Here is a 17,674-nt window from a genome sequence, read left to right on the forward strand (position 1 = left end):
GATGTATCAGATTGTGCTTTATATGGGGCTTTTGTTGCTACTTGGGCTGATTGTTATGTATGCGCTGGGGCCGCAACGCGCCAACGTGATGAATTATGCTTACGGCACGAATTATAGCGATACGTATTTCTTTGGCAAGCAGCTGACGAGTGTGCTTATTGCTGTCGTGGCTTTTTCTGCGTTTTATTTTACACCGTACAAATGGTTTACTGGTGAGAGATCAAAATACATTCTTTACGCTGGATTTGCGCTATGTATTTTATTATTTCTCTCGGGTGCGGTACTCCATTTATCATTTGCACAAGAAACTAACGGCGCGTATCGATGGTTTTATCTGGGAGGATTAGGAAGTTTCCAGCCGGCAGAATTGCTCAAATATGGCGTGCTATTGTTTTTGGCGGGATTTTTAGGGCGTCGCTCGCAACAGGGAAAATTGAACGACATCCAAGAAACTATCATTCCGCTGGGCATTATTTCCGGATTATCGCTGCTGATGATTGTGTTTTTGCAAAAAGACTTGGGAACGGGAATTTCGTTGATAGCGATTATCTTATCAATGATTTTAGTGGCTGGAATTGATTGGAAGATTTTCAAGAAGATTCTGGCGATTGTTGCACTTTGTGGTTTGGTGATGATTTTTACGTCGCCACACCGAATTGAGCGTGTGATGACATTTATTCAGGGCGACAGCCATAAGGGTAATAGTAGTCAAGAAAATAAGAATTATCACATTCAGCAGGCCAGAATTGCAATTGGTTCTGGCGGGCTTCTGGGGCTTGGAATTGGAAAAAGCGTTCAGGCGACAGGATACCTCCCAGAGGCGACTAATGACTCTATTTTTGCCGTCATGGGAGAAACGTTTGGATTTGTTGGCTTAATGGCCATATTGGCGCTGTTTACGGCGCTACTCTTGTCAATTTTGCACGTAGCCGCGAGGCTTCCGAACGTAACGTTGCGGCTAATTGTGGCGGGAATTTTTGGCTGGATAGCGTCGCATGTAATATTGAATATTGCCGCAATGACAGGGTTGGCGCCGCTTACTGGAATCCCATTGCCATTATTAAGTTATGGCGGTACAAGTATGTTATTTATCGCGGCAGCGCTCGGTTTAGTTTTCCAAATTTCCAAATATACGTCACATAAAGCATTAGAGGAGGGTGAAAGTGGCCAAGATCTTAGCGGTCGGCGGCGGCTCAGGCGGACACGTTACGCCAGTGGTAGCCGTATTTAGAGAATTACAGAAAACTGATGATCACGAGCTTCGTTTTTGGTGCGATAAAAAATTTGGTGCCAGCGCACGCGGGATTTTTGCTAAGTTCGACGAAAGCATTCCGGTCGATTTGATTATTGCTGGGAAATTACGCCGATATCACGGAAAAAGCATCTCATTTCATCTACATCCGTCAATTTTATTCCCAAATTTGCGCGACGGTTTTAAGGTGATGGTTGGATTTTTCCAGAGTTTATTTAAGCTTATGAAGTGGCGTCCAGACGTTATTTTCATTAAGGGCGGATATGTTTGTTTGCCGGTTGGTTATGCGGCTCGGTTATTAAGAATTCCGTTGGTTTTGCATGATTCTGACGCACATCCAGGTTTGACGAATCGCTTGCTGAGTCCTTTCGCGAAAGCTATTGGCACGGGCGCGCCGCTTGAATATTACAATTATCCACCAGAAAAAGCTTCATATGTTGGCATTCCAGTTGCGCCAGAATTCCATCCATATTCTGAGGCTGAGAGGAAAGAACTGAAGGAAAAATTAGGCTTTAATGTCAATAAACCGCTAGTTGTTATTACTGGCGGTGGACTCGGAGCTGGGCGAATTAATTCCGCGATTGTAGCAATTAGGGAAAACCTGCTTTCTGAGGCTTCGGTATTTTTGATATCGGGAAATCAGCAATATGAAGAAATTCTCAAGCAAACCGACGAGCGGGAGGGTTGGCGATTGCAGGCGTTTGTTCACAACGGAATGGCGGAAGTTTTGGCGGCGGCGGATATAGTTGTGACCAGGGCAGGGGCGACCACTCTTCTGGAATTAGCGGCGCTACATAAACCAACAATCATCATCCCTAACGGCCATTTGACAGGTGGGCATCAATTGAAAAACGCTAAGGTTTACCAGGACGCATTGGCGGCGTTGATAGTTTCCGAAGACGAATTGGATAAGGACAACCAAATCTTGGCGCGAAAAATAATTGGCGTATTAAAATCTAAGAAAATTCTTAAAGGTCTGGGCGATAACTTCGGTAAATTTGCCAAGCCAAACGCGGCTAAAGATATGGCGAAGATTATTCTTACTACAGTGCGAAGGCAGGGTAGGCGAAAGTGAAATTCCCCTTTTCTAAGAAAAAATCGGACGAGAATCTAAGTCGTCGAGAAATCGCGGCGCGTCGTCGGACTGAGAATTATGAGGATTTGCCTGCCCAATCGTATCGTCGGAACAGGACGCTTAATAGCCGCCAAACATCTTCTCCTTTGGAGACTTCTGAGAGACTTGAGACGCACGAATTGGTGAAGAAACGCCGCCGTGTAATGCGGAAAATGCTTGCGACTGCGGTAAGTCTGCTTATTGTGATATTCCTTTTGTTTCAATTGACAATCAATATTTCAATCCAAACCCCCGACGCAAAGAGTTCCAGTAACGCTAATAAATACGTGGGCGTTCTTAATGAGTATTACAGCGCTCATCCAGCGGAGAGGTTCCGGTTTTTCCTCAATAATAATGACTTCTTAAAGCAGTTATTTTTACAGAAAGCTCCTGAGGTAAAAAACATTCGCGTGGAGGGAGATTTTCTAGCGCGATCAGCCGTTAAGTTGACGTTTAGGCAGCCAGTGGCTCAGTGGTCTTCCGGGGATAAGATTTATTTTGTTGATGATAGCGGTGTTACTTTTGAGCAGAATTATTTTGCTGCGCCTACGGTTGCTGTTCGTGACGAGAGCGGTCTGCCGACTAGAGGCGGTCAAGAAGTTATCAATCGTCAGTTCTTGAGCTTCCTTGGTCAAGCCGTGTCTGAATTTTCGCAACACAAAATGAATGTTTCAGAGGTTATTCTGCCAGCTAATACTGTACGCCAAGTTTGGTTTAAGGTCGAGGGCAGGGAAACCCAGATACGTATGACAGTGGATAGATCTGCTCAAGCTCAGGTTAAACAGGTGATAGCTACTTTGAATTATTTGGATAATAACGGCGCGAAGCCAGGGTATATAGACGTTAGGGTAGATCAGAGGTCGTTCTATAAGTAGGGTGGTCAACTTATCTTCTGGATATAGTAAGTTCTCTTTTTGTTCTATTTCTGTATGGCGTAGAAAATATATATAACAATATAAAAATATGCAAAAGTCAAATAATCGCAAAATGATAAGCTAGGGGAGTAGGGCAATAAAAATATAAAAATGTCAAATAATATAAAATACGTTGTGGAAAACTTAACGAGCTTACGGCGCGCATACTCAGAGTCTATATTGATGTAAAAATATCAATGTAGCACTCCAGTATGTGTAGTGCTGGAATTAAAAATATTTTTTAAGTTCGTATTTTGTTGGTGTATATTTTTATAAAAGACAGTATGTTTTATGAAGGTGTATATAATAGAGAATCCCCTAGCTAAATTACCGGAAAAAAGTTCGTTTTATAAGGTGTTATCGGATATATATAGACATATGTATATTCATCTTTGTACGGCATTTATTATTGCGTAAAAGATACATTGTGCGACATTAAAACTATATCTAAAACACGACTATTCCATCGTCTTTCTTCGCGATAAATTTATCTCATTTTCACCAAATCAACCTGCTTGTCATTTATTGTTTTATAAACCGCCCTATTTGCTGGCTTGGTGCGTTTTATGTTGTATATTGGTTTATCTGCATTGGCTCGGATTTATAATTTATGTTTTATGTTTGTATCACGCAAAATTTATCAATATAAATACTCAGCCGATTTGGCTTTATGCGCGCTTAAAAATTAACTAATAATTAGTTCGTATTTTGTTCTATCGTTCTTTAATTGCTAATTTTGCGAAAGAGCTTGGGTGATTCTGTGTTTAATTATTTCACTGTTCCATTCGCCCGCCTTAAATCGCAGTAGGGGTATATTAGTATTGGTCATGATCGAATTGACGAAATCATCGCGCGTTTTTCGATCGGGCTGATTGTGAGTATTATCATCAAGCTCAATAGCTATGAGAGGCTTCATATCATTGGTGCAAATTAGAAAATCTACAGATTTGCCGTTTATTCTCGCGAAAGCCGCCTTCCAGTTTTGCCCTTTTATCTCATGGTCTAAAAACATACTTAAATGAGCCTGAGGTATAATTACACATCCGTTTATTGCTTCGTGTAGTGTTTTGTAAAACGATAATTCACTTGACGTCATTGCGCAAGATTTTTTAATGTATACATATTCTTTCTTTATTGGGGTTTTAATTGAGCTTGTGGCGCTGTCAGTCCCCTGCCTTGCCTTGATTGCCAGAAAAATAATTGCGGCGGCTACTATAACTATAAATATAAGCGTTGTTTCCATGAGATTAGTTTGATAATAAATGCTTACGATTTTTAGGCTTTATCGTTGCGGTGATATAATAAGAGTGATAATTTTATCGGAGATATTTATGGCTTTTTTAAATTATAATAAAGATGAAAAGTTGGAATTCAATTATAAGAGAGTGTGCGGATTGTGGCTAATTGTAATAGCGGCGATTATTTCAATAGCTACTTTAATAGGAGGAAAGCAAATAATAAATATGCAAGTATTTAGCATTGGATATGTTATTAGTTTTTTCTCAATCAACATGAATAAAAAGGTGTTGAATAGGCTATCTGATGGCTCTTCAAGTGAATTTCAAAAGAAAGTATCTTTATATGCCGTTATTTTATTATTTATCTTAATGGTTCTATTGGGTGGACCATTCTTTGCGACTGAAAATTGGAGATTGATTTGGCTGGGAGCGCTGATGGCAACTGTATTGCATTTCTTTCCGTATTATTTTGTACACGGAAAATCAATGATATATTTAGGTCTTATTTGTTCTATCAATATTTTTGTAGGATATATTTTTGCTGATATTCCATTAGAGGTGATAGCGTATATCGACTCGGCAATTAAGCTTGTATTTGGAATATATTTACTATTTTTTTCAAAGCCGTCAAAAAAGACACCTCATTTTTGAGGTGTCTATACAACGACGACTGCAAATTACAACAATCGCACAGCTATGATACTACTTTTTAAGCGACTGCTCAAGCCGGTAGTTTATCTCACCAGTTACACTACGACCGTTTTCAGCAGCAAGCACCACAAGCCGTTCATATACTTCCTGCTTAATTCTGACATTATAAACTGGCGCAGGTATCTCAACCTTAGACTTGATAATCTTGCCATTCTTTTTTACAATTCGATTTACTATTGGCATAGCATTTCCTTTCTTTTTAGAGGACCCTAGTGCCAAGCGAGGCGTTAAGCTTATATTTTTATTATCTTTTCGGGTTTGCGATTCATTATAATATGGCGTATCCTCTAATTGTTAATGTGCCTCGCCTGAGTACCTCTATTATAGCAAAGTTGCACTCATAATGTAATCATTTTGCATGCATTTTATGTAAAATTTATCCTGAAAATGATAATTTACCATATGGCTTCGCGCCGCACATAAATAAAACCCGCCCCCATTTTCAGAAGGCGGAAGTAGGTCACATGGATGCTCAAACCATGTGGTTGCAGTTTATCACTATTTATTAGATTCCGCAATATGCCTAAATATACAATAAAATAAGGTGCACCGCTTTCCGAGACCGGACCCGGGGCGCATACACCTTATGTTGACATGTTACTACAGCCGCCATTGAAAAATCAATAAATGGTTGTTATTAATATTGTCTTTGGCTATAGTTCCCTAACAATTTAGATATTTATACAGTTCTGGTGGTGTATACATCAGCCAAAATAAAATAAGACAGCCCGCGTTGCTCTAACGTAAGAGGGGCGCCGCTGTCTTACATTGCCATATTACTACAACTGTCATTGAAAAATCAATAATATCGCCTTTCGTTATAGCTCCCTAACAATTTAGATATTGATATAATAATACTCCGCCAGTGCCTTGAAAAATTATTGTTATAGTTCCCTAACAATTTAGATATTGATATAATTCAAAATTACTTCTCTAATCAGGACTCTCGGTTATAGTTCCCTAACAATTTAGATATTGATATAATCGCCTTCGATTGTTACAAGTGCTTCTGCCAGTTATAGTTCCCTAACAATTTAGATATTGATATAATACGGTTTTGCGCAAGTCAAAAGATGCTGGGTTATAGTTCCCTAACAATTTAGATATTGATATAATCCGTATCGCTGAGCGTTCTCGTCCCAGAGTGTTATAGTTCCCTAACAATTTAGATATTGATATAATGATAAACTCTTTGTAGCCGCCCTCTGTGTCGTTATAGTTCCCTAACAATTTAGATATTGATATAATAAATAATCGCGCCAATTTTTGACTGCTTGAGTTATAGTTCCCTAACAATTTAGATATTGATATAATACCAGCAATTTTTACATAAGCTTAGCTTGTGTTATAGTTCCCTAACAATTTAGATATTGATATAATTTATTGAAAAAGGCATATCTCACGAATTGGGTTATAGTTCCCTAACAATTTAGATATTGATATAATCTGATTTTCAAAAGTCAACGACTTTAAATGTTATAGTTCCCTAACAATTTAGATATTGATATAATACTTCCTTAAATCCCCCTCTGTTATGAGGGGGATTTTTGGTTAGAAAAATGCTAATTGCCCAGCCGGAACGGACCTTTCTTGGGCGGTTTTTTCGCCAACAATAACGTGCATGTGTGTAAATTGATGCTCTGTTAAATAAAGCAATCGCACCGAGCCGCTGTCCGGGGCGTGCCTCTTAATTCGCATCATATGTTTTTCTGCAACGTCACGATTTGGACATAGCCGTGTATATATGCTGTATTGGAGCATGTCAAAGCCATCATCCAATAAGAATTTACGGAACTGTGCGGCGGCCTTGCGCTCTGTTTTGGTATTGGTCGGCAAATCAAAAAATACTGCGACCCTCATAAGTTTGTATGACATCCCTTTTACTGGAGGACGGTTTTTGGTAGAAGAAGCTTATCTGCCTCCTTTGTCTCTATACATTCAATAAAGCTCTCAACCGTTCGCTCAACCGAATGCCTCACGGTAAACTTCTTACCGTTCATTATAACATAATAATTTAATATGTCAATAGTGAGTTGTCTGTCGTGTTTGGTGAGGCTGGAATCCGGGTCGCCAGTGTGGTGTGGCGCGACGTTTTCTAAAATGTACATATCAACGATAGCGCGATAAGGTTCGATTAAGTCGTCTGCTAGGTTGAAGCTATTGAGCTCATTGTGATGAAAGATTCCCTGTGAGGCAACTAGCCCGCGGGCAGCAATATGTCTGGCAATGTGACTTCGCACCATAGCGTAGCCATAGTTTAATGCGGCATTGTGCCAGATTGGCTTGCGGCGTGTGGCGTCGCCCAGTATTTGGTCGAAATAGATTCTGGCGGCAATTGACTCGCGATTGCTGGTGTCGCCCGATTTAACATCGTTAGCTAAAGACCGCAAAGTGGAATCATCTAGCCCGCGAGACCGTAAGACGTCTGCTTGATTTGTGATTTTACTGATAATAATTTGTTGCCATAGTTGCTTTTTTAAGGGTTGGCTCATGGACAATTGTTGACGCGAAACTTTGGCTTGGCGCGAATGCTGTGAATATGGCAAAAGCACACTGGCGGGCAAATGCTTTTCGTCGCATATTACAGTGGTTGTTCCTTTTGTAGCTAATGCTGTCAGCAAATTTGTCGTGATAGTTGATCCGTAATTGTCTAAAATTAAGGCATCAATATCTTCAATTGGAAGAGTAGATTCTATCTCCTGTGTAATCACTAGTTGATTATCACGCACGCTAAGTCGTGCAGGATTTTCGATAGCTACGACGCGCCATGCCATTTATAACCACCTGTAGTTATCACCGAGGATGGAGAGGTCGTAACGCTCTATAGCTTGAGCATTTTTGCCATAGGCTTGTACGAAAGTGTCTTGATTTTTTCCTGGTGCATAGTTTGGTAATAGCTGCATAGCTCCATTAGCTATGTTGTACTTTATATAATATCCCTCTCGTATCTCATTTTTAAGATAAAATCTCACATAATCATTCGGATACAATGAACAGACCTTAGTAAATGTTTCATCTACATCAGTAAATCCTTTTGGCGTTGGCAGTATTTTTGTTGGCGCAGGCTTATTTTTTCCAACTTGGTGGGCGTAAACTGGCACGAAGAAGTGTTCAATTTTACCTTTCTTGTCTGGTTTTTGATATACGTCAAGTCGCACCATAGATCCGTTGTTAACAAATGCTTTATTGTCATTGATATAAAATCCGCTTGGTTGTGTCGAATATACTTTGATAGTTGAGACTGGAGACAGCTTATTGCCGTTTTTATCAGTCTTCTTGTCATTTTTATATATGGGTTCAGCGAACGCTTTTTCGGGATTATCATCGTAAGCGTCCAGTCTTTCAAGTAATTTTTTGTATAGCCACTTGTCCGATTCTTTAAGCGTGGAATTTTCGACATCCTTGCGTTTAACTTTTTTGAGCGGCATTCGTACGGTTCTCTGGTCACCGTCTTTAACTTTTGGTGAGCGAATTGTTTCTTTATGTGCCGAACCAGTCGCTTTACGGCGTGGCATACGTGAGACGAAAATTGGTTTTACGCTCAATCGAAACTCCTCGTCGTAGTTATCAAGACCTCGCAACTCATTTTGCAGAGTCTTGATATCGACATTAAGGGTTCGCTTCATAACTTCTTTGCCGAAGCTGTCCCACGGCTGAGGAAAATGCTTAGAAGATAGCACAAGCATTGCATTTTTACGACGCTGAGCTTTATTGAACTCATCTTCATCGATGATTTCTCCAGTGAGTTTATCAGTTTTTTCTTCCATCGTTTTGGCGGCTGCAAGCAGCTCTTTGATTTCGTGGCGTTTGGCGTGCAGGTTCGCTTGCATTATAATCTTCTGGTCAATTGCTGCTACAACTGCCGCATCTTTGGCATGATGCAGAACGTCCTCGCTACGATCTTTAGCCAGACCCCAGCGCTTGCGTAGGTATGCTGTCGTTGTTCCGCTTGGTGCAATTACGCGCTGTTTTTCTTCACCTTCTGCAAAGTCAACGTTTTGGCGTAAATAATTCTGAATAAATCGTGTGATGTATCTAGTATCGTTTAAGGCACGCACATTCCAGCTGTCATTCTTATAATCCTGCAGAAGCAGATTTTGCTTCTTCTTCATTGCATAGCCGTTATATTTGTAATTGATGGCATTTGTGGCCTTGTCATCTGTTTTAATATCGCGTGTCTTATATATCGACTCTACTCTGGCGACGAACTCCTTCCAGCGGTTTTCATCTGCACCAAAATATTCAAATGGAGTTTTATTGCTCTTTTTCTGGTTTTCTTCTGTCAGTACTAGTACTTTATTAGTTATCCCGTCATTATTAGAGCGTGAAAATGGTACGATGTGGTCTATCTGATATGCGTTGTCGTCTTGTAACATCGTGTCGAAATCGATTGGTTTTCTAGAATATGGACAAATACCGTTTTGTTCGCGATAGAGCTTAACCTTAATAATTTGCTGACCATTAAAATCGGCGTTTTTATTCAGTGGTACGCTAAGTTCTTTTAGATGGCTGAGAAGTTGCTTGCCGCCCTTGGTTTTTGGCGATGCTTCATATCCATCAGCGATTATAGATTTAATGTCTTCGTTATATCCTTGATTCTCTTCATTTTCTTTTTTAATTGCGTTGCGTTCTTTGAAATTTTTTGCCAAGTCACGAGCAGTTTCAACTTTAATGAAATATGGCTTACCATACTTATGTTCAATGGCGCGAACGACCTTCAGTGTTTGCGATATGGCACGTTTTACGACAGGATTAGTGATTTGTTCTAGGCTAGCTGATTGTTTCTTGAAGTCATAACCAGCAGCCTCACAGGCTTTATCGTAAGTCATACCATTAAGAATATGCGGTGTGATTTTTTGCAAAGCTTTTATTGACAGATGACAGAATGATCCAAAATTAGTAGCTTTAATTTTGATAATTGCGTTTTTAGCGTCATCAGAAATTGGCAATGCATTTAATTCGGCTTTAATTCCTTCGTCAGATTTTTGTGTAGTGAGAATATAAGCGATTTGATTGATCGTTGATTCGTTGTCAATTTTTGCCCAATCTTCTGGCAGATTTTTCAGTGCTGTTTTAATATCATGGTAGGCTTTTAAGCCGCCGAATGCATTTCCCTCTCCGAATTCATCGCCGTCCTTTTTCTTTCCGTGCGTATATTTTGGAACGTAATCTTCACTAATTCCCGCAATGCTGCGCACTTTTTTATATGTTAGGCTTTTTTGATTTTTGGCGGCTTCGATAACTTTATTTATCTGCTCTGAAGATAATCTTATCTCTAGATTTTCTCGCTTTGCCTGGCGCTTGCTGGCGTCGCGAGGTATGAACACCAGATGTGATAAGTCGCTTGCCAAGCGAAAAATTTCGAAGCTGTAGCTAGCTCTTGGTGCTCGTTTTTCATTTTCTTCAAAAGTACAGTTTCCGACCATTTTTTCAATCAGCTCTTTAGTCATAAATGGGCGCTGGTACATAATTGCTGATGTATTTACGACATTTTTGTCATTGTCCAAGCCGTAAAGCATTTCATTGATCGCTGTATCGGAAACATTTTTTAAGGCATATCTTTTCTGGACCTCAATGATCTTTTCTAATTCGTGCAAAAAATCACCACGAGAAAAACTATTAGTGTAATCGTCACGCTTATTGCGTTTATGTGACGCAAAGTTTTCATCGCGACTCAGAGCTTCGCCGACAGTTTTATATCCGTTCTCGGCGAGGAATTTTTCATTAGTCTTCAAGGCTTTTGATACGCGACCGCCTTCTTTTTCCGACTCTTCCTCGACTTTACGATTCGACTTAAATCCACGTCGTTTGGCGATTTGGTACATGACCTTGAGCAGCTCTTCTGGGGATAATTCCTCGGTGAGCGCTTTTGAACGTAGAGCATATACGTCTAGTTTGTTAAATTCGGATTTGTCACTTAAGACTTCTTCGATTCGATCTCTGGTGAGAATATTTTGGTCAATAAAGAATTGCTTCAAGTTATTCAAGCGTTGACGGCGTCGTTTTAAGCGACGGCGAGCTGACCGTGCGTCGCGGCGAGGTTTGGCAAGCGAATCTCCGTTTTGTGGATCTTCTGGTCGCTCAAAAATGCGCACCCCTAAATCATGGATGCGCTCTTTATCTAAGTCCAATACTGCCCAGCCGATTGAAGATGTCCCGATGTCTAGACCTAGTGAATATTTTTTTGGTGAATATGAATATTTTTGAGTCATGATGGTCCTTTTTGTGAGATAATTTAATGCAATTATACAACCAAAATAGAATATTTGAAAGCGTAAATACTTTACTCATAAAAAGATAATCCGCTCAACGAGTGAACGGATTAGAGCTTTGCTTTAGTATTTCTACTAAATTATTATAGAAACCTAAAACAACTTAGATATTGATACAATCCTTACTTAAGGGACTGTAACTACAGTGTACTCCAATCAATGCTATCGCGCAAGTATTATTTTGGTCATATTCTGCCAACTGAGCGGCACTGGCACGGTTACCGCCGCCGTCGACATTCTGGGCTTCTTGTGCTATATTACGAGTAGAAGCCTCTGTGTTATAACCAGGTTCGATAAATTCCCCTGGCGACACAGGGGCTTTTCTTGTCGTGGTGTGATCATTCTCGTCATTGACATTTTGGACTTCTTGTGCTATATTAGTCACATCAGAGCTCCGACCGGCGGAAACTGGCGCGCCGCCGACATAGCTATCGCTATTGGTGGATGATGGAACAACATTTGCGCCCCCATCCGAAGCTTTCGAAATCTCTTCTCGTTGTTGGGAGAGATTTTTTATTTCTCCTTCTCTTCTTGGTGAAATGTTCTTTAAGCTTATATTCCCATTAAAATCAGCTATTGTAGCCGTATTGTATCTACCAGTCTCGCCTGGGCGGCCTTTTTCTTGGCTTCGCACATTACCTTCATAAAGAGTATTTCGCCCTATTGTCTGTCTTCTAAGAAATTTACAGGCTATTTGATCGTTGGCATTTTGAGGATTGTTTGCTATAGTGGAGTTATTAATATCCCCTTCCTTAAGAGGTTCATCCTCTGAGGGGATGTTTCCAGAAGAATCCCCACTTAAATCCCGGTAATGGGATTCGGGGATTTTTTCTGTATTATTTGGTTATAATGCCCCAACAATCTAAATATCGATATTCCCTAAGAGCTGCGTTCTACCTTTATTCCTGACGCTCCAGAGGTGATATAATTACTATAATATGCATGCGTCCGCGGTCCAATCTATAACCATAAAAGTGAGCAAAGTTGTTGATTCTGCTTTGCTTAATGATGCGGATGAGCTGCAGAAATTGTTAAGAAATGTTACGGAATTGGCGGGCTTGCATTCTTTGGAATCGGTAACGCATCAATTTTCCCCGCAAGGAATTAGCGCTGCCCTGCTTTTGTCGGAGTCGCACATCGCGATTCATACGTGGCCAGAAAGCGGCGTGGCGTATATAGCGATGACAACTTGCAAAATGCTGGATGATGATAAATTGCAACAAATAAAAGAGCTGATTGCACGGTTACTGGGTACAAAAAACATAGTTATGAAAGAAATGGCATTGTAATATGAAACGAACCAAGGCGCGACTTAAAATCAACCAAATATTGACTGGAAAGAAAACTAATTTACGAGTTGTTGGCTGTTTGCTTTTTCGTGAGTGGGATAAGAAAGATAAGCGATTTTACTACTGGGAAGAGTGGGAGATTACAGGGCTGGCTGATTATGATAGCTGGGTGGAATACGACCACAGCGATCAAACCGTTTCTCTGTATGAGCCGATTCGTTTTACTCAGGCAATTGATCCAACGCAATTGAAAAAGGGTCAATCATTCACCGTTTCTGAGCAGGACGGCAAGGATCACGTTGTGGTGGTTGACGAGGTTGGAATTGGTGAAATTATGAATATCAAGGGCAAAAACACGTATCAAGTTTTCCCGAAAGAACTGATGGCGTATGCTACTTTGAGAGATACTGGCGCGCCGAAAAACCGTCAGCTGATAACGATTGAGAAGTATAACAATCGCGAATATGATGCCTACCGTAAGATTCAATTAAGCGACAAAGAACAGAAGGAAATGTTCGGCAGAACCATTAAACCGATTGACTGGACGACGATTATATTTATTGTCATATTTATCGCTATTATTTTGTTTGCATTCATCTTTGACAACAATTCCGACAATAGTAATGGCGGAGGTCACGGCGGATCGCGCAGTGTTTACGGCGGCAGTAGCGGCGGGCTTGGCAAATAAAAGGAGTTATAATGTCACGATCAAGTACGAAAAAACGGGAGCAAATTGCTTTATTTGCGGCGGCAATTTTGGTAGCAATTGGTGGAATTATTTACGAGCTGATTTTAGGCGCAGCTGCGTCATATCTGGTGGGCGATTCGATTTTGAGCTTTAGTCTGGCAACTGGCGTGACGCTGTTCGGTATGGGAATTGGCTCGCTGCTGGTCAATTACATCAAGCTTCATCCAGCGACCAGCTTCGCAACGAACGAAATTATTCTGGGGCTAATTGGCGGAAATTCGGTGATGCTGATGTATTTGGGATTCGTTTTTACCCGCTCGCATTGGCTAATTTTTGCTGTCATAAGTTTGGTAATTGGTATTTGTATCGGGCTGGAAATTCCGCTTTTAATGAAGATGTTTCAGGAGTTCGGGCGCAAGTCTTCGGTGAAATTATTTAGTAAGATTTTGGCGCTTGATTATTTTGGGGCGTTAATTGCGTCGCTATTATTTCCGCTCGTTATGCTTCCGTATCTCGGCTTAATGCGTAGTGCGTATCTGGTGGCGGCACTGAATATTGGCGTTGCGGTTCTGATTCTTAAACAAATGAAGGCTTCGAAAATAGTGATGACAATTAGCGTTATTGCAACAATGTTGCTTTTGGGGTTCTTTATTTATGCGACGGAAATTGAGCATGGAATCGACAAGCGAACATATAAAGATCCTGTGATGTGGCAGCAACAGACGCCATATCAGAAAATTGTCCTGACTAGATATAAAAATGACACCAGGTTGTTTTTAAACCGCAATCTGCAGTTTTCCAGCCTTGACGAAGCGCGTTATCACGAAACACTGTCTACTTCCGCTCTGTCTTCAGTCGCCAATCCGAAGCGCGTGCTGATTATGGGCGGCGGCGATGGTCTTCTGGCTCGGGATGTTTTGAAATATCCCAGCGTTGAGCATATTACGTTGGTTGATATCGATGAGGTGATGACTAATCTGGCGAAGACTAATCATCTTCTCACCGATATAAATCAGCGTTCTCTGCATGATCCGCGCGTTTCCATTATCAATCAAGATGCTTTCCAATTCGCCTTCTCTACCTCAGATAAATATGATGTTGTGTTGATTGATTTGGTGGACCCGTCGAATGAGAAATTAGCCAAGCTGTATTCCGAGCAATTATATCGTCAAATCGGTAATATTTTAACGGAGCGTGGCGTTATGGTGACGCAAGCGACGTCTTCATTTTTCTCCCCACATGCTTTTTATATGGTGGCAAACACCGTCAAATCATCTCATCCAGGGCGATATGTGACGGCATTTTCGGTGAATGTGCCTTCGTTTGGTGAGTGGGGTTTTGTATTGTCTGCACCGCAAGCTGAGGTCGTGGCTAGCCAACCATTGCCGAAAAATCTGCGATATCAAAACCAAAAATTACTCACTTTCCTGACTAAACAAAACGCCGTGTCTGTGCCGTCTGGACCGACTTCTACGTTGGTTTCTCCGCGAATTACCGACGTTTACAATTCTGATATGCGTCAGTGGCGATACGAGTAGTTTTTAGGCGACGGTAGTGCTCTTTTTTCGTCGGCGACGTCGTCTTTTTGGCGTGGCTGAGGCTAGTGGCGTAACTGTACTAATTGCGGTTTCTGTGGGTGCATTATCATTGCTGCGAATTTGCAAAACAACTTCGCCATCGTTTGCTGCGGGTTGCTGCTTTTCCGGCTGGCTATTGACCGCTGGAGCGTTGTTTGCAGGCTGCGGTTGAGGTTTGGCGGGCTGCTTTTTTTGGTTGCGAACAGGTTTTATTGCGGCATCAATTTCTTTCTCGACATCTTCCCTGTTTCGTGAATACATGCGACGCGAATGTTCAATAATGTGCGGCGTGTTGTCGGCTTGGCTTGGCGGAAGTTCCAATGTGCGGGCAGAAAACGCCGGAGTTTTTTCACCACCAATAACCATATTGACAACGAAATTACGGTTGTGCATTTGAAGTAGATCGATTGCTTCAAAGTTCGGCTCGAATTGCTTGGCAAGAATCGGTGCATCGTCAGCAGAAACTCGGAAAGAAATCATGGTGCCGACGTTGCCGAAAACCGCATCGCGAACCGTGTCGCTCATCTGGGAAATGTACTGGTTGGCAACGGTCAAATTAAGGCCATATTTTCGAGCCTCGGATAGAATGGTTGCAAACGAATCGGTGGCGAAGTTCTGGAACTCGTCGACGTAAAGATAGAATGGGCGGCGGTCACGGACGTCAGGAATGTCGCTTCGAGACATGGCAGCAAGCTGGATTTTTGTGACCAAAAACGAACCGAGGATGGCAGCATTATCTTCGCCGATAAGACCCTTGGACAGATTGACGATTAGAATCTTTCCTTCGTCCATAATTTGTCGAATATTGAACGTGGATTTTGGCTGCCCGATAATATTGCGAATGATTGGATTGGCGGTGAAAGCCCCGACTTTATTTAAGACTGGCGCAATCGCCTCGGCGACAAACTTGTCATTCCAACTGGCAAATTCAACATTCCAGAATTGCAAAACCACGGTGTCTTGGCAATAAGTCAGCGTTTCTTTTCGGAATTCCTTATCTGTTAGCATGCGAGTAATGTCAAGCATCGTCGCTTCTGGTCGGTCCAGTAAAGCCAGAATTGTATACCGCAAAATATACTCAAGCCGCGGTCCCCATGAATCGCCGAAAATACGCTTCAAAACGCCGATGATTTCTGATGAGATGTTGGTTTTTTGGTTCGGGTTTGTGACTTCCAGTGGGTTGAATCCCAGAGGATACGCGGTGTCGGCTGGGTTAAAATAGATCACGTCGTTCAATCGGCTGCCGGGGATAAATTTCATGTTGTTGATTGCGAAGTCGCCGTGTGGGTCGATGATGGCATATCCTTGATTATGGAAAATGTCGCTTAAGGCGAAGAGCTCTAATAGTCCACTTTTCCCGGCGCCCGTTTGCCCGATTATGTAAACGTGGCGTGAGCGGTCATAGCGTAACATGCCGAATTGGTGGCTGATGCCGCGGAAGTTGGTGACGCCAAAGGCAGAAATTTGGTCATCGTTGACATCTTCGCCGGTTAAGACTGGCAATTTGGACGGCGGTTCTGCGGTTTTGGAGCTCGCCCAAACTATATTTGGCGTTTCAACATTGGTGTGTGGCAAATGAAAAACTGACGCCAATTCTTCTATGTTTAAGATAAAACCGTCGCCGATGAACGAACGCTTGCGATATTTATCAATAAATTCTTTACCAAATACACCCTTGACGGCGCGGAATCCGTTGAGATTTGTCGAGTTGAACTGCTTAAACGTGCCGACAAGCGCCTGCATGCGAAGTTTGGCGTTTGTCTGACTCTCGCCCATATAAACCAAGCGAATCTTTACTTCATACCCGAGCTTGGTTGCTTTTTTCTCTGCTTCAGAAATGCGAGTTTTATCGCGGTCTGACAACTCAACGGCTGTCGATTGATTTGCTCCCTGCTCTGGTGGTTGCCATAACGCGCCAAGTACACCGATTAGCCACTGCATGCTGCCGCCGAATCCTGGCAAGGAGAACATTCGTCCGTTTTTTATGCTATTGATATATCGATCTGCGGCGTTTTGCCAGTCATCTGGGATTGGTCTGACTAGCACCTGAATCCACAATTCTTCACCGGTGGTTTCCAATTTTGCCAACGTGCCCGTAATGCCCGCCAGCGGGTCGACTTCGAAGTTTTGGAAGGTGCGAATTGGGAGAAATTCGTCTGTGGTTAATGTCAATTCTGTCGAGTAGGCAACTTCATGATCACGCTCGTGTTCAGTGTAATCCTCATCGGCTTGGTGAATTTGAACGGTTGGATATTGAGAATAAATCTGTCCTTCGACAAAACTTTGCAAGGTTTTTGGTACCCAAACGTAAAAGCGAATTTGTCCATTAACTGAGGCGATTTCAAAGCTGATGTGCTCTTGGTGTCCGCCAGATAATCGCAATTCTTTATTGTCGCGAAGAATTCCGTGCAGTGAAGCGAATAACTGCTCGGCGGCAAGTTCTTGCTTGTCATTGGTGCGTGGGATTTCCAGAACCAAAAGCACGCTCTCAACTGGGGTAAAATCTTCGATCTTCCGATAATTCCGCCACGTCAAAAACATCAGGACTGCCACGATTGGCATCCAAATATACCATTGCAATAACGTACCGATGATCCAAGAAATAATCTGCATTATGTG

The 17,674-nt window shown here is 41.8% G+C and carries 14 protein-coding genes and 1 CRISPR repeat array; of the genes, 7 read left to right on the forward strand and 7 right to left on the reverse strand.

Features of this window, described 5'->3' with window-relative positions; genetic code table 11:
- Position 1 precedes the first annotated feature (1 nt).
- Genes LRM41_RS01020 through LRM41_RS01030 form a run of 3 tightly spaced genes read left to right on the forward strand, consistent with a single transcriptional unit; the run spans position 2 to position 3,241 of the window.
- The gene (locus tag LRM41_RS01020) at positions 2-1,231 is read left to right on the forward strand and encodes an FtsW/RodA/SpoVE family cell cycle protein (protein WP_243819088.1); all 1,230 of its coding nucleotides are present in this window, start codon (positions 2-4) and stop codon (positions 1,229-1,231) included.
- Positions 1,164-2,327, forward strand: a complete 1,164-nt coding sequence (locus tag LRM41_RS04025; protein ID WP_243819089.1) for a UDP-N-acetylglucosamine--N-acetylmuramyl-(pentapeptide) pyrophosphoryl-undecaprenol N-acetylglucosamine transferase — start codon at positions 1,164-1,166, stop codon at positions 2,325-2,327. Before LRM41_RS01020 ends, LRM41_RS04025 begins: the two co-directional genes overlap by 68 nt.
- The gene (locus LRM41_RS01030; RefSeq protein WP_243819090.1) at positions 2,324-3,241 is read left to right on the forward strand and encodes a cell division protein FtsQ/DivIB; all 918 of its coding nucleotides are present in this window, start codon (positions 2,324-2,326) and stop codon (positions 3,239-3,241) included. The genes LRM41_RS04025 and LRM41_RS01030 overlap by 4 nt, the downstream gene beginning before the upstream one ends.
- Positions 3,242-4,010: 769 nt before the next feature.
- Here the strand turns inward: LRM41_RS01030 and LRM41_RS01035 are convergent.
- Positions 4,011-4,523, reverse strand: a complete 513-nt coding sequence (locus LRM41_RS01035) for a DUF2726 domain-containing protein (protein ID WP_243819091.1) — start codon at positions 4,521-4,523, stop codon at positions 4,011-4,013.
- A gap of 88 nt (positions 4,524-4,611) precedes the next feature.
- Between LRM41_RS01035 and LRM41_RS01040 the strand changes: the two genes are divergently transcribed.
- Positions 4,612-5,169: a DUF6609 family protein gene (locus LRM41_RS01040; protein WP_243819092.1), complete on the forward strand. Its 558-nt coding sequence runs from the start codon at positions 4,612-4,614 to the stop codon at positions 5,167-5,169.
- A gap of 51 nt (positions 5,170-5,220) precedes the next feature.
- Here the strand turns inward: LRM41_RS01040 and LRM41_RS01045 are convergent, their stop codons facing one another.
- The 5 genes from LRM41_RS01045 to LRM41_RS01065 all read right to left on the reverse strand — a co-directional run bounded on the left by LRM41_RS01045 (position 5,221) and on the right by LRM41_RS01065 (position 12,135).
- Positions 5,221-5,412, reverse strand: coding sequence for an Arc family DNA-binding protein (locus tag LRM41_RS01045; protein WP_243819093.1), 192 nt, complete (start codon positions 5,410-5,412; stop codon positions 5,221-5,223).
- A gap of 634 nt (positions 5,413-6,046) precedes the next feature.
- Positions 6,047-6,740: direct repeats of the CRISPR family, unit length 36 nt; unit sequence GTTATAGTTCCCTAACAATTTAGATATTGATATAAT.
- Positions 6,741-6,780: 40 nt separating this feature from the next.
- Positions 6,781-7,089, reverse strand: a complete 309-nt coding sequence (gene cas2 / locus LRM41_RS01050) for a CRISPR-associated endonuclease Cas2 (RefSeq protein ID WP_243819094.1) — start codon at positions 7,087-7,089, stop codon at positions 6,781-6,783.
- Positions 7,090-7,109: 20 nt separating this feature from the next.
- On the reverse strand, positions 7,110-8,003 hold the full coding sequence (cas1, locus tag LRM41_RS01055; RefSeq protein WP_243819095.1) for a type II CRISPR-associated endonuclease Cas1: 894 nt from the start codon (positions 8,001-8,003) through the stop codon (positions 7,110-7,112).
- Positions 8,004-11,441, reverse strand: a complete 3,438-nt coding sequence (gene cas9 / locus LRM41_RS01060) for a type II CRISPR RNA-guided endonuclease Cas9 (protein ID WP_243819096.1) — start codon at positions 11,439-11,441, stop codon at positions 8,004-8,006.
- A 163-nt stretch (positions 11,442-11,604) separates the two neighbouring features.
- The gene (locus LRM41_RS01065; RefSeq protein WP_243819097.1) at positions 11,605-12,135 is read right to left on the reverse strand and encodes a hypothetical protein; all 531 of its coding nucleotides are present in this window, start codon (positions 12,133-12,135) and stop codon (positions 11,605-11,607) included.
- 340 nt (positions 12,136-12,475) lie between these two features.
- Between LRM41_RS01065 and LRM41_RS01070 the strand changes: the two genes are divergently transcribed.
- Genes LRM41_RS01070 through LRM41_RS01080 form a run of 3 tightly spaced genes read left to right on the forward strand, consistent with a single transcriptional unit; the run spans position 12,476 to position 15,016 of the window.
- Complete coding sequence (locus tag LRM41_RS01070) at positions 12,476-12,790, forward strand: S-adenosylmethionine decarboxylase family protein (RefSeq protein ID WP_243819098.1); 315 nt, start codon at positions 12,476-12,478, stop codon at positions 12,788-12,790.
- Position 12,791: 1 nt separating this feature from the next.
- On the forward strand, positions 12,792-13,478 hold the full coding sequence (locus LRM41_RS01075) for a hypothetical protein (RefSeq protein WP_243819099.1): 687 nt from the start codon (positions 12,792-12,794) through the stop codon (positions 13,476-13,478).
- Positions 13,479-13,489: 11 nt separating this feature from the next.
- A complete protein-coding gene (locus LRM41_RS01080) occupies positions 13,490-15,016 on the forward strand; it encodes a polyamine aminopropyltransferase (RefSeq protein ID WP_243819100.1) in 1,527 nt (508 codons plus the stop codon).
- Positions 15,017-15,019: 3 nt separating this feature from the next.
- Here LRM41_RS01080 and LRM41_RS01085 read toward each other — a convergent pair whose 3' ends face one another.
- On the reverse strand, positions 15,020-17,668 hold the full coding sequence (locus tag LRM41_RS01085; protein WP_243819101.1) for a type IV secretory system conjugative DNA transfer family protein: 2,649 nt from the start codon (positions 17,666-17,668) through the stop codon (positions 15,020-15,022).
- Between the last annotated feature and the right edge of the window lie 6 nt (positions 17,669-17,674).

This window comes from Candidatus Nanosynbacter sp. TM7-087 (assembly GCF_022828365.1).
Lineage (GTDB): Bacteria > Patescibacteriota > Saccharimonadia > Saccharimonadales > Saccharimonadaceae > Nanosynbacter.